Genomic DNA, 18,400 nt, shown 5'->3' with positions numbered 1-18,400 from the left:
CGCGGATTCTTCGTCACCGCCCCGACAGTGCGCCCGCGCTACCTCGACGCCTCAGGCTCCTTGAAGATGGCCACGTGGGGCTGACCGTCCTCGCCCACGTAGCCGCGATACATGCCCGAGGAGTTGAACGGCATCGCCACATTCCCATCGCGGTCCATCGCGATGACGCCGCCCTCGCCTCCCGCCTTCACCAGCACGTCGTTGACAACGAGGTTGGCGGCCTCGGGCAGGGGCAGCTCCTGGTACTCGACGCGCGCGCAGATGTCGCGCGCCACGGTGTAGCGGATGAAGAACTCTCCGTGCCCCGTGGCGGAGACCGCGCAGCGCGGGTCCGCGTAGGTGCCCGCGCCGATGATGGGCGAATCCCCCACGCGGCCGTAGCGCTTGTTCGTCATGCCTCCGGTGGACGTGCCCGCCGCGAGGTTGCCGGCCTGGTCCAGCGCCACCGCGCCCACGGTGCCGAACTTGTGGTCCCCCGTCACCGGGTCATACCCGGGTCGCAGCGTCGAGGGCGTCGTGCCCGGAGCCGGCGTCGCGCGCTCCTTCTCCAGCGCGCGCTGGAGGCCCTGCCAGCGCTCCTCCGTGTAGAAGTACTTCGGGTCCACCAGCTCCACGCCCTGCGCCTTGGCGAAGGCCTCCGCGCCCTCTCCCATCATCATCACGTGCGGCGACTGCTCCATCACCCGGCGCGCCAGGTCGATGGGGTTCTTCACGTGACGCAGCCCCGCGACAGCCCCGGCCGAGCGCGTCCTGCCGTCCATGATGGCCGCGTCCAGTTCGTTGACGCCGTCGTGGTTGAAGACCGCGCCCTTGCCCGCGTTGAAGTGCGGAGAGTCCTCCAGGACACGGATGGCCGCGCTCACCGCGTCCAGGCTCGTGCCCCCCTGGGCCAGCACGCCATGTCCCGCCGCGAGGGCCTGCTGGAGCGCCGCGCGGACCTCGGCCTCGCGCTCGGGCGAGAGGTTCTCGCGCGAGATGACGCCCGCGCCGCCGTGGATGACCAGCCCCCATCGGGGCTTGCGAGCAGCCGAGCCCTCCTGGGTGAGTCGGGCGTCATCGACCCGCGCGCCCTGGGTGCTCGTGCAGCCCACGGGCAGGAGGAACAGCGCGGTCCCCGCGACGAGGCTTCGGGGAAGAGACGGCAGGGAAGCGAACATTCCGTGACCTCCAGCGGGACCCGCGAGACGACGCGTATGAGGTGACGACACGCGTGTTCGCAGGCGATGTGCCCGCGTCGGTAGCACGGCGCTCCGAAGGGCACAACGACGGCCCCCTGCCTGCCCTCCAGGCGATGAGCAGGCCACAGACGAAGGGCCTTCCCGTCCGCTCCGTCCCCCGTGCCGGATGGCGCTGGCGTGCACAGTCTCGGGGTCGTCCACGGAACCGGGGAGCGCGTGATGAAGAAGCTGAAGGGCTTGCGGGTGGCGGTGCTGGCGACGAGCGGCTTCGAGCAGGTGGAGCTGACGCGTCCGGTCAAGAAGCTGCAGCGCCAGGGCGCGGAGGTGACCATCGTGTCGCTCTTGCCCGGCCATATCCGGGGCATGAACCACATGCTGCCGGGCAAGAAGGTCCGCGTGGACGCCACGCTGCGCGACGTGAAGGCCGCGGACTTCGACGCGGTGCTGCTGCCCGGCGGGCTCATCAACCCGGACACGCTGCGCCAGAGCGCGCTGGCCAAGGACTTCGTCCACGACGCGGACTCGCTCAACCTGCCCATGGCCATCATCTGTCATGCGCCGTGGCTGCTCATCTCGGCGGGCCTCACCGAGGGCCGCACGCTCACGTCGTGGCCCGGCATCCAGGACGACGTGAAGAACTCCGGCGCCCTGTGGCGCGACGACGAGCTGGTGCGCGACGACAACTGGGTCTCCAGCCGGGGGCCGCAGGACCTGCCCGCCTTCGAGCGCGCCATGGTGGAGCTCTTCGCGGAGAAGATGCCCGAGGTGCGCGAGCGCCTGCGTCAGGCCCAGGACGAGCACCCCGTGGCCGCGCGCTACCACCCGACGACGGAGGAGTCCGGACGGCGCTGGCCCCGGCTGCTCGCGGGCAGCCTGGCCACCGCGGCCATCAGCTTCGGCGTGCGCCGGCTGGCGGCTTCACGCTGAAGCGCGCGAGGGCCGTGGTGCGTTCCACGGCCCTCCTCGGGCCCGACGAGGTCGAGCGCCGCTCAGAGGCAGCGGGGATTTCCACCCACCTGCCGGCAGGTGCACTCCCCCACTTCCCCGTCATCGCAGCAGGAGAAGGTGGACAGGTCGAGGCAGATCTTGGTCCGCGCGAAGGAGCAGGTCGGCATCCCAGGCCGGCAGCCCGTGGGCGGGCACGCGTACGTCGTGCCATCACAGACCACGCTCACGTAGTTCGTCGAAGTGCAGGTGACGGGCGTCGTCGGACACGTGACGGTGGTGCCATCCGAGCAGGAGGCGTAACAGCCCACCAGCGCCTCCGAAGCGGAGGTCAGGGCATCGCCCTCGTCGACCGTCGTCTCGGCGGGCACTCCGCCACACCCCACCACAAGACTGACGGCGCAAGCCCACAGCCACAGCTTCAGAGACTTCATGGCAGACCTCCTGGTGTCGAGAAGGTGTGCGAGCGAAGGACGACCGAGCCGGCGGCATCCTCCGCAATCCGGACATCAAGAGCAACTCGGGGGCAGAAGTATCGCTCCGCGGTCTCGACACGCGCGGGCACGAGGCCCGCGGTGGGCTCGAATCAGGGAGTCACATCCACCCGAGCTGCAACCGGGCCACGTCCGTCATCCGGCTCTGGTCCCAGGGCGGGTCCCACACCAGCTCCACGTGGGCCTCCTTCACGCCGGGCACGCCGCTGACCTTGGTGCGCACGTCATCCACCAGCACCGGCCCCATGCCGCAGCCGGGCGCCGTCAGCGTCATCTGGATGTCCACGCGCTGCCCACCCTCGGGCATCGGCTCCGCCTTGCACGCGTACACCAGGCCCAGCTCCACGATGTTCACCGGAATCTCCGGGTCATACACCGTGCGCAGCTGCTCCCAGACCTGCTCCTCGTGGAACTCGCTGGGGTCGCCCGCGGCCTTCTCCTTGGGCGCGTACTCCTCGCCCAGCGCCGCGCCGTCCTTCTCGTCGATGCGGAAGAGCTGCCCGTAGGGGTCCTGCACCGTGATGTTGCCGCCGAGCGTCTGCATCACCCGCAGCTCCGCGCCCTCCGGCAGCACCACCCTGTCACCGCTGGGGATGATGGTCGCGGGGACCTCCCGCTCCAGCATCGCCGTCACGCCTCGCATGGTCCGCTCCCTCCTTCCCTACTCCGTGGAGACCGCTTCACTGTGTCCCGCCAGCGCCGCGCGCATCGTGTGCCACGCCAGGCTCGCGCACTTCACCCGCGCGGGGAACTCGCTCACGCCAGACAGCACCGCGAGCTTGCCCAGCGCGTCCAGGTCCACCGACTCCGGCCCTTCCGTCACCAGCTTGTGCACCAGCGCGAAGAGCGCCTCCGCCTCCTCGCGCGACTTGTCCTTCACCGCCCCCGTCATCAGCGACGCGGACGCGCGTGAAATCGCGCAGCCCTGCCCCTGGAAGCCGATGTCGCGGATGACGTCTCCCTCCATCTTCATCGTCACGGAGAGCTGGTCTCCGCACAGCGGGTTGTGCCCCGCCGCCTCGTGGTTGGCGCCCTCCACCACGCGGTAGTTGCGCGGCCGCTTGGAGTGCTCCAGCACCACCTCTTGATAGAGGTCCTTCAGGTCATCCGAGCCCGAGCTCATCCGAACACCTCCCTCACCTTGTGCAGCCCGCGCACGAGCGCGTCCACGTCCTCGCGCGTGTTGTAGAGCGCCAGCGACGCCCGCGCCGTCGCCGGCAGCTTGAAGTGCTGCATCACTGGCTGCGCGCAGTGGTGGCCCGTGCGGATGCAGATGCCCTCGCGGTCCAGGATGGTGCCCACGTCGTGCGGGTGGATGTCCTCCAGCGTGAAGGACAACACGCCCGCCTTCTCGCGCGCGGTGCCGATGAGCCGCAGCCCCGGCACCGACTCCAGCGCGGCCGTCGCGTAGGCCATCATCTCCCGGTCGTGCTCGGCGATGGCGGACAGCCCCACGCCCTGCAGATACCGGATGGCGGCGGCCAGCCCCACCGCGCCCTCCAGGTTCGGCGTCCCCGCCTCGAAGCGGTGCGGCACGCGGTTGTACGTCACCTTCTCCATCGTCACGGAGAGGATCATGTCCCCGCCGCCCTGGTACGGAGGCATCGGCTCCAGTCGCTCCAGCCGCCCGTACAGCACGCCGATGCCCGTGGGGCCGAACGTCTTGTGCCCGCTGAAGGCGTAGAAGTCACAGCCCAGGTCCTGCACGTCGACGGGGAAGTGCGTCACCGACTGCGCCCCGTCCACCAGCACGGGGATGCCCTTCGCGTGCGCCCGGCGCGTCAGCTCCTTCACCGGGTTCACCGTGCCCAGCGCGTTGGACACGTGGGTCACCGCGAGGATGCGCGTCTTCTCCGTGAGCAGCGCGTCCACCGCGTCCATCACCAGCTCGCCCCGGTCATCCACCGGAATCACCTTGAGCGTGGCGCCAGTCTGCTCGCACAGCATCCGCCAGGGGACGATGTTGGCGTGGTGCTCCATCTGCGTGATGAGCACCTCGTCCCCGGCGCCGATGTGCTTGCGGCCGTAGGTCTGCGCGACGAGGTTGATGGCCTCGGTGGTGCCACGCACGAAGATGATTTCGCGCGCGTCCCGGGCGTTGAGGAACCCGCGCACCGTCTCGCGCGCGCCCTCGTACGCCTCCGTGGCGCGCTCGGAGAGGATGTGGACGCCCCGGTGCACGTTGGCGTTGTCGTGCTGGTAGAAGCGGACGATGGCGTCGATGACCGCCTGCGGCTTCTGCGCCGTGGCCGCGCTGTCCAGGTAGACGAGGGGACGGCCCCGCACCTCCTGCCGCAGCAGGGGGAAGTCCGCGCGCACCTGCTGCACGTCGAACGTGCTCATGCCGTCACCTCCGTCCGGGCCGCGCCCGGCAACCGCTGGGCCAGCAGTGACTCCACGCTCGCGCGCACCGGCCCCTCCGGCACCGCCTCCACCAGCTCACGGGCGAAGGCATACGTGAGCAGCCGCTCCGCCTCCGCCTGGGGGATGCCTCGCGAGCGCAGGTAGAACAGCGCCTGCGCGTCCAGCCGCCCCACCGCCGCGCCGTGCGCGCACTTCACGTCGTCCGCGAGAATCTCCAACTGCGGCCGCGTGTCCGCCTGCGCGTGCTCGGACAACAGGAGGTTGCGGTTCTGCTGCCGCGCGTCCGTGCGCTGCGCGTCCTGCCGCACCTTCACCAGACCGTGGAACGTGCCGCGCGCCCGGTCATCCAGCACGCCCTTGTACAGCTCGCGGCTGGTGCAGTCCGCCACCGCGTGGTCCAGCGCGGTGCGCACGTCCTGGTGCTGCGTCCCGCGCCCCACGTACAGGCCATTGAGGGTCGCGTCGCCACCCTTGCCCGCGAAGGAGACGTGCACCTCGTTGCGCGCCAGCACGCCGCCGAAGGCGAACGTGTGCGAGACGAAGCGGCTGTCGCGCCCCTGCTTCACGTGCAACCCGCCCACGTGCAGCGCCGCGTCCCCCTCCGACTGGAGGCGGTAGTGCTTCAGGCTGGCGTTGTCCCCCAGCGTCACCTCGGTCACCGCGTTGGTGAACGTGGCCACGGGGTCTCCGCTCGCGCTGGCGTACGTCTCCACCAGCGTGCCCTCGCTGCCCTCCTCCGCGAGCACCAGCACGCGCGGGCTCGCCAGCACGGCGGCGTCGCCGCGCGTCAGGAAGACCAGCTGCACGGGCACCTCGCTCAGCGCGCCCTTCGACAGGTGCACCAGCGCCCCATCCTCCAGCAGCGCCGCGTTGAGCGCCGTGAAGGCCTGCTCCGACGCTCGCGCCCTTTGCCCCAGGTGGGCCTCGAGCAGCGCCGCGTCCTCCGTCAGCGCCACGCCGAGCGGCTTCACCGTCAGCCCGCGCGGCAGCCCCGTCACGCTCGACAGCTCCGGAGCGAAGCGTCCGTCGACGAAGACCAGCCGGGGTCCACCGACGAGCGCGAGCCTGTCCACCACCGGCGCCAGCACCGCGCTGTCACGCAGCGCCGCCACGGGCGTGAAGCCTCCCTCCGCGATGGGCGAGACGTTGGTGTACTTCCACGCCTCGTCCTTCGTCGTCGGCAGGCCCAGCCGCTCGAAGTGCGCGAGCCCCTCCTGACGCAGGGCACGCAGGAAGGCGGGCGCGCTCGCGGACTCCTTCTGGAAGCGCGAGGCGACGTCCAGGTAGCGCGTCATCGCCGGACCTCCCCGCCCTTCGGCGCCCCCTTGCCACCCTCCAGGCCCAGCCAGCCGTAGCCCTTCTCCTCCAGCTCCAGCGCCAGCTCGCGCCCGCCCGAGCGGACGATGCGGCCCGCCGCCATGACGTGCACCTTGTCCGGGACGATGTAGTCGAGCAGCCGCTGGTAGTGGGTGATGAGCACCATGCCGCGGTCCTTGGAGCGCAGGCCGTTCACGCCCCCCGCCACCGTGCGCAGCGCGTCGATGTCCAGGCCCGAGTCCGTCTCGTCGAGCACGGCGAGGCGCGGCTCCAGCACCGCCATCTGGAAGATTTCGTTGCGCTTCTTCTCGCCGCCGGAGAAGCCCTCGTTCACCGAGCGGTTCATGAAGGCCTGGTCCAACTGCACCAGCTTCGACTTCTCCTTGGCGAGCTGGAGGAAGTCCATCGCATCCAGCTCCTCCAGCCCCTTCACCCGGCGCTGCGCGTTGAGCGCCGTGCGCAGGAAGTGCAGGTTGCCCACGCCCGGAATCTCCACCGGGTACTGGAAGGCCAGGAACACACCCTCCGCCGCGCGAGCCTCGGGCGACAGCTCCAACAGCGACTTGCCGTCGAGCAGCACCTCGCCCTGTGTCACCTCGTAGGCGTCACGCCCCGCGAGCACGCTCGCCAGGGTGCTCTTCCCCGAGCCGTTGGGCCCCATGATGGCGTGCACCTCACCGGCGCCCACCTCCAGGTCGATGCCCTTGAGGATGTCCTTGTCGCCCACGCGGGCGTGCAGATTCCGAACCGACAGCAGCGCCATGACCTACCCCACGCTCCCTTCCAGACTCACTCCGAGCAGCTTCTGCGCTTCCACCGCGAACTCCATGGGGAGCTCCTTGAAGACCTGCCGGCAGAAGCCATTCACAATCATCGACACCGCGTCCTCCTGGGAGATGCCGCGCTGCCTGCAATAGAAGAGCTGGTCCTCGCCAATCTTCGACGTGGAGGCCTCGTGCTCCACCTGCGCCGACGCGTTCTTCACCTCGATGTACGGCACCGTGTGGGCGCCGCACTTGTCACCCAGGAGCAGCGAGTCGCACTGCGTATAGTTGCGCGCGTCCTGGGCGCTCTTGAGCACCTTCACCAGCCCCCGGTACGTGTTCTGCCCCCGGCCCGCGCTGATGCCCTTGGACACGATGGTGGAGCGGGTGTTCTTCCCGATGTGCACCATCTTCGTGCCCGTGTCCGCCTGCTGCAGGTTGTTGGTGAGCGCCACCGAGTAGAACTCGCCCACCGAGTCATCCCCCTTGAGGATGACGCTCGGGTACTTCCACGTAATCGCCGAGCCCGTCTCCACCTGCGTCCACGAAATCTTCGCCTTCTCGTGCGCGATGCCACGCTTGGTGACGAAGTTGTAGATGCCGCCCTTGCCCTCGACGTCGCCCGGGTACCAGTTCTGCACCGTGGAGTACTTGATGGTGGCCCCCTTGAGCGCCACCAGCTCCACCACCGCCGCGTGCAGCTGGTTGGTGTCGCGCTGGGGCGCCGTGCAGCCCTCCAGGTAGCTCACGTAGGAGCCCTCGTCCGCGACGATGAGCGTGCGCTCGAACTGGCCCGTCTCCGCCGCGTTGATGCGGAAGTACGTGGACAGCTCCATGGGGCACCTCACCCCCTTGGGCACGTAGACGAACGAGCCGTCGCTGAACACCGCCGAGTTGAGCGCCGCGAAGAAGTTGTCCGAGTGCGGCACCACCGTGCCCAGGTACTTCTTGAGCAGCTCCGGGTGCTCGCGCACCGCCTCCGAGAACGAGCAGAAGATGACGCCCGCCTTGGCGAGCTTGTCCTTGAACGTCGTCGCCACGGACACCGAGTCGAACACCGCGTCCACCGCGACGTTCTGCAGGCGCTTCTGCTCCTCGAGCGGGATGCCGAGCTTCTCGTAGGTGCGCAGAATCTCCGGGTCCACCTCGTCCAGGCTGTCCTTCTTCGGCTTGAAGCGCGGCGCCGAGTAGTAGCTGATGGCCTGGTAGTCGATGGGGCGGTACGTCACCGCCTGCCACGTGGGCTCGCGCAGCGTGAGCCAGTGGCGGAAGGACTTCAGGCGCCACTCGAGCAGGAAGGCCGGCTCGCCCTTCTTCTCGGACAGCGCGCGGATGACGTCCTCGCTCAGGCCGGGCGGGAAGGTGTCCGCCTCCACGGCGGAGACGAAGCCCGCCGCGTACGGGCGGCGCGTCAGCTCCTGGAGGGTGTCGGTGGTCATGAGCGTGCTCCTGTCACGGATGAAGTCGTCGGGGGGGCGTTGGGGCTCGTGGGCCGAGAGGGCACGCCCAGGCCCACCAGCCGCTCGGGCATGCGCGGCGCCGGGGCGATGAGGTCCGCCAGCGTCAGGCGCGCCAGCGACTCCTGGATGGCCTGATTGATGAGGCGCCAGTGGCCGCGCACCTGGCACACCGCCTCCAGCTCACAGGGCGCGCCGCCGGTGGGGTGCACGCCACACTCGGTGAGCGACACCGGGCCCTCCAGCGAGGCCACCAGCTCCGCCAGCGACAAGGACGCCGGCGGCCGCGCCAGGCCATAGCCTCCGTTGGCGCCGCGGTGGGACACCACGAGGCCCGCTTGAAGCAGGCCCTTGAGCACCTTGCTGGCCGAGGGCAATGGCACACGGGTGCGTGCCGCCAGCTCGCGAGTGGTGCGGGTGCCACCCTCCGCGCGAGCCAGCTCGGTCATCAGCACGATGCCGTAGTCGGTCATCTTGCTCATCCGAAGCATGCGGGACGCTCTCTCCTCTCTGGGTCCATTCCCACGCGGGCCCTCCAGCCCGCCGGGGCGTCATATGTAATCTGGACCGTTTCAGTCCACATTGCATTTTGACGGAAGGCGGGCGGCCCTGCGGTTGGAGGGCTTCTGGGACAGGGCTAGGGTGAGGCCCTTGTCACCTGGAGGGAATCCGCCGATGCGTCATCTGCTGCTCCTGGCCACCCTGGCACTGAGTCTGGCGGGCTGTGAGAAGAAGTCCGCGCCCACCCCCACCGACGCCCCGCCGAGCGGCCAGGCCACGGCTCCCCAAGGCTCCCAGGAGGGCACTCCAGCGCAGGCGCCCACCCAGCCGGGCGCTCAGGCGCAGGCGGGCGGGGACTCGGGCCCCATCGTGGTGGGTGAGGTGGGCAGCCTCACGGGCAGTGAGGCCACGTTCGGCGTGTCGGCGCGCAACGGCATCGAGCTGGCGCTGGACGAGGCCAACGCGGCCGGCGGCGTGAAGGGCCGCAAGGTGGTGGTGCGCGTGTACGACAGCCAGGGGCGCCCGGAGGAAGGGGCGCAGGCGGCGACGCGGCTCATCACGCAGGACAAGGTGGTGGCGATTCTTGGCGAGGCGGCCTCGTCGGTGTCCATGGCGATGGCGGAGAAGGCGCAGGCGGGCAAGGTGCCCATGATTACGCCCACGTCGACGAGCGCCGAGGTGACGAAGAAGGGTGACTACATCTTCCGCGTCTGCTTCATCGACGAGTTCCAGGGCCTGGTGATGGCGAAGTTCGCGCGCGAGAACCTGAAGCTGTCGCGGGTGGCGGTGCTCACGGACAACAAGAGCGCGTTCTCCATGGGGCTCGCCAACGTCTTCACCGCGAAGTTCCAGGAGTTCGGCGGACAGGTGGTGGGGACGGAGAGCTACTCGAAGGGCGACACGGACTTCCGCGCGCAGTTGACGGCCATCAAGCAGTTGAAGCCGGAGGCGGTGTTCGTGCCGGGCTACTACACGGACGTGGGCATCATCGCGCGGCAGGCGCGGGAGGTGGGGCTGAAGGTGCCGCTCCTGGGCGGCGACGGGTGGGACTCCGACAAGCTGTTCGAGCTGGGCGGGTCCGCGCTGGAGGGCAGCTACTTCTCCAACCACTACTCGCCGGGCAACCCGGACCCGGTGCTCCAGTCGTTCCTGGCGCGCTACAAGGCCCGCTACGGCAGCGTGCCGGACAGCGTGGCGGCGCTGGCGTACGACGCGGGCCGGGTGCTGGTGGAGGCGATGAAGCGCGCCCCGGACCTGAGCGGCCCGTCCTTGCGCGACGCCATCGCGGTGACGAAGGACTTCCCGGGCGTCGCGGGGCGAATCACGCTGGACGCCAACCGCGACGCGGTGAAGGAGGCCGTCGTACTGAAGGTCGCCGGCGGCAAGGCGGAGTTCGTCACCACCGTGACGCCGTAGCGGTGTGTGCCCGGTCCCCCTCCCTCACGGGATGGGGGACTGGATGACGTAGTAGATGGAGTTGAAGTAGCGGTGCAGCGCGTTGAGGAGCTGGACCAGGAAGGGCCAGCCCACCGTGGTGATGCCGAGCAAGGCGGCGGAGACGACGGCGTACTCCACCATGGATTGGCCTCGGCGATTGCGTCGCGTGAGCGAGGCCATCAGCACTTCCCCGGCTGCTGGCAGCCCATGTAGTACTCGCCGCGCGCTTGCGCCGTGGCCTGGTTGTTGTTGGCTTCCCAGTCGCGCCACTCGTTGTTGAAGTAGGTGCCGGCACCATCGCCCTGGTCGATGCGCTGGGTGGGCGCGTTGCTTCCAGTCTGGGCCTTGATGGAAATGCTCACGTTGCGCGGGTCATCTCCGGCATCGTTGTCCAGTTGCAGGGAGGTATCGAGCAACTTCCGTTGGATGGCCTGCCGGACCAACTGCTCCGCGGCGGGAGACATCTGAGTGAAGCCCGAGTTCTCCTGGCTCGAATAGATGTGAGCCACGCGCACGTAGACGTTGGTCGGCTCGGTGTCCTTCACGCCAGGCTCCGTGTTCTGCGGCGTCGTCAGCGCCCACGTGTCGGTGACCAGGGCGATGCGCTCCCAAGGGAGGTAGTAGGTATCCTTGCTTCGATCGCCCTTGGCCTCCGCGTTGTCGTGGACGTCGCCATCCTTGTGCTCCTTCGCGAGGTCGACCTGGGAGAACTCCTGGAGGAAGGTGGTCGGGAGCAGGTAGTTCTGGACGCCGCTGCGCGACGAGCATCGGATGAGCCCACCTCGATTGAACTGGCGCATGTACGAGGCATGCAGCGTCACCCCGTAGCTTCCGACAGCGTTCTGGTCGACCGTGCACTCCACCTGCTGCGCCTCGGGATGCATCCAGCAGGCATGTGCTACCAATTCCTGATGGTGATGCATGGTCCGCAGCCGACACTCGGGAGGGTCGGTCTGATAGCTGTCGATTCCCGACTCATGGTCGCAATACATCTGCCGCGCGAGTCCCTGTGTCTGGCCGAAACCCGCGAAGGCCTCTCCCCCCGTCGGCTCCGCCGCGTAATCCGACACGGCGTAGTCCCAGATGGTGGACAGCGCGGTCTCCTGGGCGTCCAACGTGTGGCGCAGGAGGTCATCCAGGAAGATGGCGTACATGAAGACGGGGATGATGACGAGCATGCACAGCGCCGTCTCCACCGCGGCTGAGCCCCGAGCGCACCTCGTCCCTCGTCGCGTCCGAGTCCTCACAGCGACACCCCCGGTGCATCCGCGATGGTCGACGCATCGGAGTTGCCCGAATCCTCGAGAACCCGCTTCGCCTCGGGCGCCGTGAAGGGGTGCAACTTGGCGCGCCAGTAGGGGGAGAAGAGGTTGGGCGCCTCCGTCCAGCCTCCCTGCTTGAAGCGGTGGTAGTACACGAGCGACTTGGACATGGCGGTGCCATCGGCCGCCGACAACGTCAGGCTCCCCCTGCCCTGCCCGCCGTGCTGGAACCTGACGGAGCGCGAGCTGTTGAGCTCCCAGGGCGCCGTCTGAGGGTCCCCTACGTTCAGCCTCATCGAGTAGTAGCTGTAGACCCGGGGCTGCCCCCAGTCGCGCGCCGAGCTCGGGTTCGCGCGGTACTTCATGAAGCAGTTGCCCGAGCCGGCGCACGACGTGAGCGCCTTCGCGTTCGTCCCCTCGAAGCGGTGTTGCCCCACATGCTGCCGACCGCCGTTCTCGTGACCTCCACCATTGGCGTCACTCCAGACGACGGTGTCGTAGTCCGAGGACACCACGTTGTGCTTCCACTGGTGTTGGACAGAGCCCTTCTCGGCGCCGGCGATGGTGGTGCCCTGGTTTCCACTCCTTGAGCCCTCGCTGAAGACCCTGGACTTGTTCTGCACCGCCTTGGCGGAGCCGTCATGCTGGAGCACCGTGTAATTGCCCTCGCCCGGGATGTCCTTGAGCTTCTTGAGGAAGTCCGGGTGAAGATGCTTGGGTGGCTTGCCATTGCGGTTGGCAGGCCAGCCCGAGCGGCTCGCATTCCCGATCTCCGTGACCACGCGGGCACGCGCCTCGGGCGACGTGTTGGCGACACTTCCCTGGCACTCCATGCCATCCACGGCGCAGTTGAACTCGTTGGCGTTCAGGCTCCCGACCGCCGATGCCAGCTCACTGACATTGGGGGCGGTATCCCCCTTGAGTCTGGACAAGCCATGGCTCGAGCCATCCTTGACGGCCTGGAGGGTCTTCTCATGCACTTCCCGCTGGGACGTATGGATGTTGTCGACCATGAGGTCCATGCCTTGCATCGCCGTACGGAAGCTCGGTTCGAGGCCGCGGACGTTGCTGTCGACCATCAGCGCATCCTTTTCGAACCGATTGGCGATCTTCTCGGCATCAGCGGCATGCTTGCAGTGGTCACACGAGAAGCGGCAGGCGACGCACAAGGCCATCTCGATACGGAAGATCTTGTCGAAGTTGTCCTTGCCCGCCCGCAGCATCTCGCCCGTGACACTCGCGGCGGCCATATAGCCGTGCAGGCTGTTCATCGCCACGTAGGAGCCGGCGATGGCCCGGTTGCTGACCGCGTAGTAGTTGAGCGCCCGGGCCTCCAGCACCGCCATGGAGAACGACATGGAGTCACTATGTTGCTGCAGGCTCATCTTCTGCCGCAGCGCATGACTCAAGTTGAAGCTGAGCGTCACCATCAACGCCAGCACCAGGAAGGACAAGGAGCCCAGCACGATGGCCTGCCCGCGCTGGCGGCGCAGCCCTGGCCGGCTCAGTAGGAGAACGGGAAGAGGCATGCGTTCCTCGAGGGGATGTCCGACGTATTGAGATACAGATTCGATTGCATCCGCATGGTGTACGTGGCACGGATGGGAGCGATGTAGACCCCCTTCGATGCCGCACCTTCGTAGGGCCCCTCTCCCGTGGAGACGCTCCCGAACCTGCGCTGAGCCACCTTGGACCGTTCATCGTCCTTCACCTGCCCCAACCGCAGCGACATGTGCAGGTCCCGCCCCCGTGCCGCGTAGTAGATGACCCGGTCCGCGAACGGAATGATGAGCCTGTAGTTGAACGTCACCTGCACGCGAAGCTTGGTGCGTTGGCTCTGTCGCCAATTGTCGGAGGTGGCATTGTCGGGGTCGTCGAAGTCCAGCTCGCCACTCCCACCGCCCAGGTCCTCGCGGGTGGGCCCGCAGATGGTGACCTCGGCGTACTTCAGGCCAACCTTGTCCATCCGGTTGCCCGCCATCTCGTTCCACTTGTCCGTGAACTCCTGGCCACTGCCCACCGGACGCACATACTCGATGCCGTCGGGTCCCTCAGCGCGCTTGGCCAGCATCGGCAGGAGCACGGCGACCGCGGCCTTCTCCATCTCCGCGACGCTGGCATTGTGGATGGAGCCAGCCCGCACCGCCTTGTAGGCCGCGTACTTCGTGAGCAGCCGCGCCTGGTGCATCAGCCCGAGCTGCAGGATGCCCAGGATGAGGAACACGAAGAGCGGCAGGACAACCGCGGTCTCCACCGCGGACTGCCCGGACTGCGCCCTCGCGGGATGTGAGCGGAAGGGGCATCGCATCCATCAATCACTACCACGCACACGGAAACAGCCACAAAGCCAGGGGCTCAAATCTCCCATTCCTGGCCTGCAATGTCCTGCGCCGCACACCCATGACAACCACACATTGGGACGAACCCACTCCAGCAGCCCGCCTGCCCGCCCGCAGCTCGAAGACTGTCTTTCGGGAAACCCGTAAGGATTCACCGTCCACCCTCCAGACAGGCAGCGCCCCTACGGAATGGGCGACTGGATGACGTAGTAGATGGAGTTGAAGTAGCGGTGCAGCGCGTTGAGCAGTTGCACGAGGAACGGCCAGCCCATCACGGTGAAGCCCATCAGCGCCGCGGTGACGACGGCGTACTCCACCATGGCCTGGCCGCGAGGCTTGCGTCGGTTCAGCACGGCCATCAGCACTTCCCCGGCTGCTTGCAGCCCATGTAGTAGTTGCCCCGCTGCCGCGCGGTGGCCTGGTTGTTGTTCACCTCCCAGTCGCGCCACTCGTTGTTGAAGTAGGTGGCGGGGGTCAGTCCCTGGATGACGATTTGCGACGGGGCGCCGCCGTTCTGCGGCTGGATGGAGAGGCTGACGTCACGCGGGTCGTCGCCGGGGGTGTGGTTGAGCGCCAGGCTGGAGGCGAGCAGGTTGCGGTCGATGGCCTGTTTGACGAGCTCCTCGGAGGCGGACGCCATCTGCGGGTAGCCCGAGTTCTCCTGGTTCGAGTAGAGCTGCTGCACGCGCGCGTAGAGGTCACCCTCCTCCTTCTGTCCCTCCCCGGGCGAGAAGCTCTGGCCCTTGGTGAGGGCCCACGTGTCCGTCACCAGCGCGATGTACTCCCACGGGAGCAGGTAGGTGTCCTTCTCGCTCCCTCCCTGGGAGTTGCTGTGGACCTGCCCCTTGTTCTGCTTCTGCTCCTTCGCGAGGTCCACCTGCGAGAACTCCTGGAGGAACGTCGTGGGGAGCAGGTAGTTCTGGACGCTGCTGCGCGCCGAGCAGCGGATGAGCCCTCCCTTGTTGAACTGCCGCATGTAGGCGGCGTGCAACGTGACGCCGTAGCTCCCGACAGCGTTCTGGTCCACCGAGCAGTACACCTGCTTGGCCTCCGGATACAGCCAGCACGCATGGGCCACCACATCCTGGTGGTGGCGCACGTCGTTGTCGCACTCGGGCCCCTTGCCGGGGCCGTAGCTGTCCAGCCCCGATTCGTGGTCACAGAACATCTGCCGGGCCAGGCCCTGCGTCTGACCGAAGTTCGCGAAGGCCTCACCGCCCTCCGGCCTGGCCGCGTAGTCCGACACCGCGTAATCCCAGACGGTGGACACCACGGTCTCCTGGGCGTCCAGGACGTGCTTCAACAGGTCGTCCAGGAAGATGGCGTACATGAACACGGGGATGATGACGAGCATGCACAGCGCCGTCTCCACCGCGGCCGAGCCTCGCGCGAGGCGGCTCCCAGTCCTGGCGCTCACAGCGACACCTCCGGCGCCTCGACGATGGCGACCGCGTCCGAGTTGCCCGCCTCCTCCAGCACCTTCTTCGCCTCATCGGGCTTGAACGGATGCAGCTTCACGCGCCAGTAGGGCGCGAAGAGGTTGGGGGGCTCCGACCAGCCGCCCTGCTTGAAGCGGTGGTAGTAGACCAGGGACTTCGACAGGCTCATGCCATCGGCCGCGGACAGCGTCAGGCTGCCGGTGCCCTGCTCGCCATGCGTGAACTTCACGCTGCGGGAGTTGTTGAGCTCCCAGGGGGCCTCGCGCGGGTTCCCCACGTTCAGCTTCATCGTGTAATAGCTGTAGACGCGCGGCTGGCCCCAGTCGCGTTCCGAGTCGGGGTTGGCGCGGTACTTCATGAAGCAGTTGCCCGAGCCGGCGCACGACGTGAGCGCCTTCGCGTTCGTCCCCTCGAAGCGATGCTGCCCCGAGTGCGCCATCAGCACCGTGTGGCCTCCGCCCCTGTCGTCGCTCCAGATGTTGGCCAGGTAGGGCGCGGTCGCCGGGATGGCGTCCTCCCACGACAACTGGGCAAGGGCCCCCGTCTCGTTGGCCGCCACGGTGGTCCCCTGGTTGCCCCCCATCTGTCCCGGCAGGTAGACGCCCAGCATGTTCTGCACCGTCTTCGACGAGCCGAAGTGACCGACGAACTGGTGCGTCCCCTTGTTGTTGGGGATGGTCTTGAACTCCTCGAGGAACTTCTCGTGCAGGTGGTTGGGCGGCAGGCCCTTGCGGTTGGCGGGCCAGGCCGAGCGACTCGCGTTGCCAATCTCCGTCACCACGCGCGCGCGCGCCTCGGGCGAGGTGTTCGCCACGCTGCCCTGGCACTCCATCCCGTCCACGGCGCAGTTGAACTCGTTGGCGTTGAGCGCCCCCACCCCCGACGCCAGGTCGCTGACCTCCGGCACCGTCTGCGTCTTCAGCAGGGAGAGGCCATGGCTCGAGCCGTCCTTCACCGCCTGCAGCGTCTTCTCATGCACCTCCCGCTGCGAGGTGTGGATGTTGTCCACCATGAGGTCCAGGCCCTCCATGGCGTTCTTGAACTTGCCCTCCAGGCCCCGGACGTCCCGGTCGTACATCAAGGACTGCTTGGCGAACTTCGCGGCGATCTGCCCCGCCTCGACGGCGTGCTGGCAGCAGGGGCACTTCCCCTGACAGGCGGCGCACTTGGCGGCCTCGGAGGCGGCGATGGCCGTGAAGTTCACCCCGCCCGCGCGCAGCATCTCGCCGGTGACGCTCGCGGCCGCCATGTACGCGTGCAGGCTGTTCATCGCCACGTAGGAGCCGGCGATGGCCCGGTTGCTGACCGCGTAGTAGTTGAGCGCGCGCGCCTCCAGCACGCCCATGGAGAACGCCATCGCGTCGCCGTGCTGCTGCAGGGACATCTTGCGGCGCAGCGCGTGGCTCAGGTTGAAGCTCAGCGTCACCATCAACGCGAGGACGAGGAACGACAGCGAGCCCAGGACGATGGCCTGCCCGCGAGGAGAGCGGCGACGCGGCCGGCGACTCAGTATGCGAACGGGAAGAGGCATGCGTTCCTCGAGGGCAGGTCGTCGGTGTTGGTGTAGAGGTTCGACTGCATCCGCATGGTGTAGGTGGCGCGGATGGGGGCGATGTAGATGCGCTTGGACGCGGCGGCGTCGTAGGGGCCCTCGCCGGTGGAGGCGCTCCCGAACTTCCGGACGGCCACCTTGCTCTTCTCCGTGCCCTTCACCTCGCCCATGCGAATCACCATGGGCATGTCGCGGGCGCGCGCGGCGTTGAAGATGACCCAGTCCGCGAACGGGACGACCAGCCGGAAGTTGAACGTGACCTGGATGCGCAGCTTGGTGCGGTGGCTCTGCTTCCAGTCAGCGGAGGTGGCGTTGTCCGGGTCGTCGAAGTCCACCTCGCCGCCGCTCCCGCCCGCGTCCGCCTTCGTCGGCCCGCAGATGGTGACCTCGGCGTACTTCAGCTCCGTGTCCGCCATCTTGTTGTCCTTGAGCTCCTTCCACTTGTCCGCGAACTGCTGCCCGCTGCCCACCGGCCGCACGTACTCGATGCCCCCCTGGCCGGACGCGCGCTGGGCGAGCATGGGCAGCAGCACGGCGACGGCCGCCTTCTCCATCTCCCGCACGTTCGCGTTGTGGATGGAGCCAGCCCGCACCGCCTTGTAGGCCGCGTACTTCGTGAGCAGCCGCGCCTGGTGCATCAGCCCGAGCTGCAGGATGCCCAGGATGAGGAACACGAAGAGCGGCAGGACAATCGCGGTCTCCACCGCGGACTGCCCGGACTGCGCCCTCGCGGGATGTAAGCGGAAGGAGCATCGCATCCATCAATCACTACCACGCACGCAGAAAGAACCACAAAAGCCGAGGATTCGATTCTTCCGCCCCTGACTGGGAATGTCCTGCGCCTCACACCAATGACAGTCATGAATGGACAAAGCCATCCCGGCCTCCCCGCCTGCCTGCCCGCAGCCCCATCAAACAAATACAGGCATCCGCCTCGGGGGAATCCACGACACAACGACGCCTCCGCGACACTTCATCGCCCTGGAGGGCAGTGAGGTGGCTGTCTTTCGGAAAACACGTAAGGGCTTCCCGTCCGCCCTCCAGGCAGGCAGCGCCCACGCGAGCGAACGCGAATCAACCTGACGGGAATGAAACAGCCCGGTCGAATCCAGCGCGCGAGGAGCGCGCGACTCGTCCCGGGCCACGGGTACCGCCAGCGCCTCTACGGAATCGGCGACTGGATGACGTAATAGATGGAGTTGAAGTACCGGTGCAGCGCGTTGAGCAGCTGCACGAGGAACGGCCAGCCCATCACGGTGAAGCCCATCAGCGCCGCGGTGACGACGGCGTACTCCACCATCGACTGGCCCCGGGCACGCCCCTGCTTCCTCAGCGACTTCTCCACCACGGC

General features: G+C 67.9%; 20 protein-coding genes. 2 read left to right on the top strand and 18 right to left on the bottom strand.

What is annotated here, in order from left to right; all coding sequences use genetic code 11:
* Positions 1-38: 38 nt before the first annotated feature.
* On the bottom strand, positions 39-1,157 hold the full coding sequence (locus K8640_RS06320) for an isoaspartyl peptidase/L-asparaginase family protein (protein WP_223746238.1): 1,119 nt from the start codon (positions 1,155-1,157) through the stop codon (positions 39-41).
* A gap of 240 nt (positions 1,158-1,397) precedes the next feature.
* Here K8640_RS06320 and K8640_RS06315 point away from each other — a divergent pair, with 240 nt between their 5' ends.
* Positions 1,398-2,105: a type 1 glutamine amidotransferase domain-containing protein gene (locus tag K8640_RS06315; protein ID WP_141327712.1), complete on the top strand. Its 708-nt coding sequence runs from the start codon at positions 1,398-1,400 to the stop codon at positions 2,103-2,105.
* Between the two features lie 62 nt (positions 2,106-2,167).
* On the opposite strand, the gene K8640_RS06310 is transcribed toward K8640_RS06315, so the two are convergent.
* From K8640_RS06310 to K8640_RS06275, 8 genes are all read right to left on the bottom strand, one after another.
* A complete protein-coding gene (locus tag K8640_RS06310; RefSeq protein ID WP_223746237.1) occupies positions 2,168-2,557 on the bottom strand; it encodes a hypothetical protein in 390 nt (129 codons plus the stop codon).
* A gap of 160 nt (positions 2,558-2,717) precedes the next feature.
* Complete coding sequence (gene sufT / locus K8640_RS06305) at positions 2,718-3,260, bottom strand: putative Fe-S cluster assembly protein SufT (protein WP_223746236.1); 543 nt, start codon at positions 3,258-3,260, stop codon at positions 2,718-2,720.
* An 18-nt stretch (positions 3,261-3,278) separates the two neighbouring features.
* Positions 3,279-3,740 carry a Fe-S cluster assembly sulfur transfer protein SufU gene (gene sufU, locus K8640_RS06300; protein ID WP_141327708.1) on the bottom strand — a complete coding sequence of 154 codons (462 nt, stop codon included), beginning with the start codon at positions 3,738-3,740 and terminating at the stop codon, positions 3,279-3,281.
* Positions 3,737-4,960: a cysteine desulfurase gene (locus tag K8640_RS06295; RefSeq protein ID WP_223746235.1), complete on the bottom strand. Its 1,224-nt coding sequence runs from the start codon at positions 4,958-4,960 to the stop codon at positions 3,737-3,739. The genes sufU and K8640_RS06295 overlap by 4 nt, the downstream gene beginning before the upstream one ends.
* The gene (gene sufD, locus K8640_RS06290; protein ID WP_223746234.1) at positions 4,957-6,276 is read right to left on the bottom strand and encodes a Fe-S cluster assembly protein SufD; all 1,320 of its coding nucleotides are present in this window, start codon (positions 6,274-6,276) and stop codon (positions 4,957-4,959) included. The genes K8640_RS06295 and sufD overlap by 4 nt, the downstream gene beginning before the upstream one ends.
* Positions 6,273-7,061 (bottom strand): Fe-S cluster assembly ATPase SufC, encoded by a 789-nt coding sequence (gene sufC, locus K8640_RS06285; protein ID WP_141327703.1) that lies wholly within the window; start codon positions 7,059-7,061, stop codon positions 6,273-6,275. The genes sufD and sufC overlap by 4 nt, the downstream gene beginning before the upstream one ends.
* A gap of 3 nt (positions 7,062-7,064) precedes the next feature.
* On the bottom strand, positions 7,065-8,501 hold the full coding sequence (gene sufB / locus K8640_RS06280) for a Fe-S cluster assembly protein SufB (protein ID WP_223746233.1): 1,437 nt from the start codon (positions 8,499-8,501) through the stop codon (positions 7,065-7,067).
* On the bottom strand, positions 8,498-9,010 hold the full coding sequence (locus K8640_RS06275; protein ID WP_223746232.1) for an SUF system Fe-S cluster assembly regulator: 513 nt from the start codon (positions 9,008-9,010) through the stop codon (positions 8,498-8,500). The genes sufB and K8640_RS06275 overlap by 4 nt, the downstream gene beginning before the upstream one ends.
* Before the next feature lie 184 nt (positions 9,011-9,194).
* On the opposite strand from K8640_RS06275, the gene K8640_RS06270 reads away from it, so the two are divergent.
* Positions 9,195-10,436, top strand: coding sequence for an ABC transporter substrate-binding protein (locus K8640_RS06270; protein WP_223746231.1), 1,242 nt, complete (start codon positions 9,195-9,197; stop codon positions 10,434-10,436).
* Between the two features lie 24 nt (positions 10,437-10,460).
* Here the strand turns inward: K8640_RS06270 and K8640_RS06265 are convergent, their stop codons facing one another.
* From K8640_RS06265 to K8640_RS06225, 9 genes are all read right to left on the bottom strand, one after another.
* A complete protein-coding gene (locus K8640_RS06265; RefSeq protein WP_194869318.1) occupies positions 10,461-10,637 on the bottom strand; it encodes a hypothetical protein in 177 nt (58 codons plus the stop codon).
* Positions 10,637-11,635 (bottom strand): hypothetical protein, encoded by a 999-nt coding sequence (locus tag K8640_RS06260; RefSeq protein ID WP_223746230.1) that lies wholly within the window; start codon positions 11,633-11,635, stop codon positions 10,637-10,639. Before K8640_RS06260 ends, K8640_RS06265 begins: the two co-directional genes overlap by 1 nt.
* Before the next feature lie 65 nt (positions 11,636-11,700).
* Positions 11,701-13,248, bottom strand: coding sequence for a TadE/TadG family type IV pilus assembly protein (locus K8640_RS06255; RefSeq protein WP_223746229.1), 1,548 nt, complete (start codon positions 13,246-13,248; stop codon positions 11,701-11,703).
* Positions 13,224-14,027 carry a TadE/TadG family type IV pilus assembly protein gene (locus K8640_RS06250; RefSeq protein WP_223746228.1) on the bottom strand — a complete coding sequence of 268 codons (804 nt, stop codon included), beginning with the start codon at positions 14,025-14,027 and terminating at the stop codon, positions 13,224-13,226. Before K8640_RS06250 ends, K8640_RS06255 begins: the two co-directional genes overlap by 25 nt.
* A gap of 213 nt (positions 14,028-14,240) precedes the next feature.
* A complete protein-coding gene (locus K8640_RS06245) occupies positions 14,241-14,417 on the bottom strand; it encodes a hypothetical protein (protein WP_223746227.1) in 177 nt (58 codons plus the stop codon).
* A complete protein-coding gene (locus K8640_RS06240; RefSeq protein ID WP_223746226.1) occupies positions 14,417-15,475 on the bottom strand; it encodes a hypothetical protein in 1,059 nt (352 codons plus the stop codon). Before K8640_RS06240 ends, K8640_RS06245 begins: the two co-directional genes overlap by 1 nt.
* Positions 15,472-17,028, bottom strand: a complete 1,557-nt coding sequence (locus K8640_RS06235; protein WP_223746225.1) for a hypothetical protein — start codon at positions 17,026-17,028, stop codon at positions 15,472-15,474. Before K8640_RS06235 ends, K8640_RS06240 begins: the two co-directional genes overlap by 4 nt.
* A complete protein-coding gene (locus tag K8640_RS06230) occupies positions 17,004-17,807 on the bottom strand; it encodes a TadE/TadG family type IV pilus assembly protein (protein WP_223746224.1) in 804 nt (267 codons plus the stop codon). Before K8640_RS06230 ends, K8640_RS06235 begins: the two co-directional genes overlap by 25 nt.
* Positions 17,808-18,211: 404 nt before the next feature.
* Positions 18,212-18,394, bottom strand: coding sequence for a hypothetical protein (locus K8640_RS06225; RefSeq protein WP_141327720.1), 183 nt, complete (start codon positions 18,392-18,394; stop codon positions 18,212-18,214).
* Positions 18,395-18,400: the final 6 nt, after the last annotated feature.

This window comes from Myxococcus sp. XM-1-1-1, assembly GCF_020037095.1.
Lineage (GTDB): Bacteria > Myxococcota > Myxococcia > Myxococcales > Myxococcaceae > Myxococcus > Myxococcus fulvus.
The sequence above is the reverse complement of the archived record's forward strand: the minus strand, read 5'-3'. Positions and strand labels throughout refer to the sequence as shown.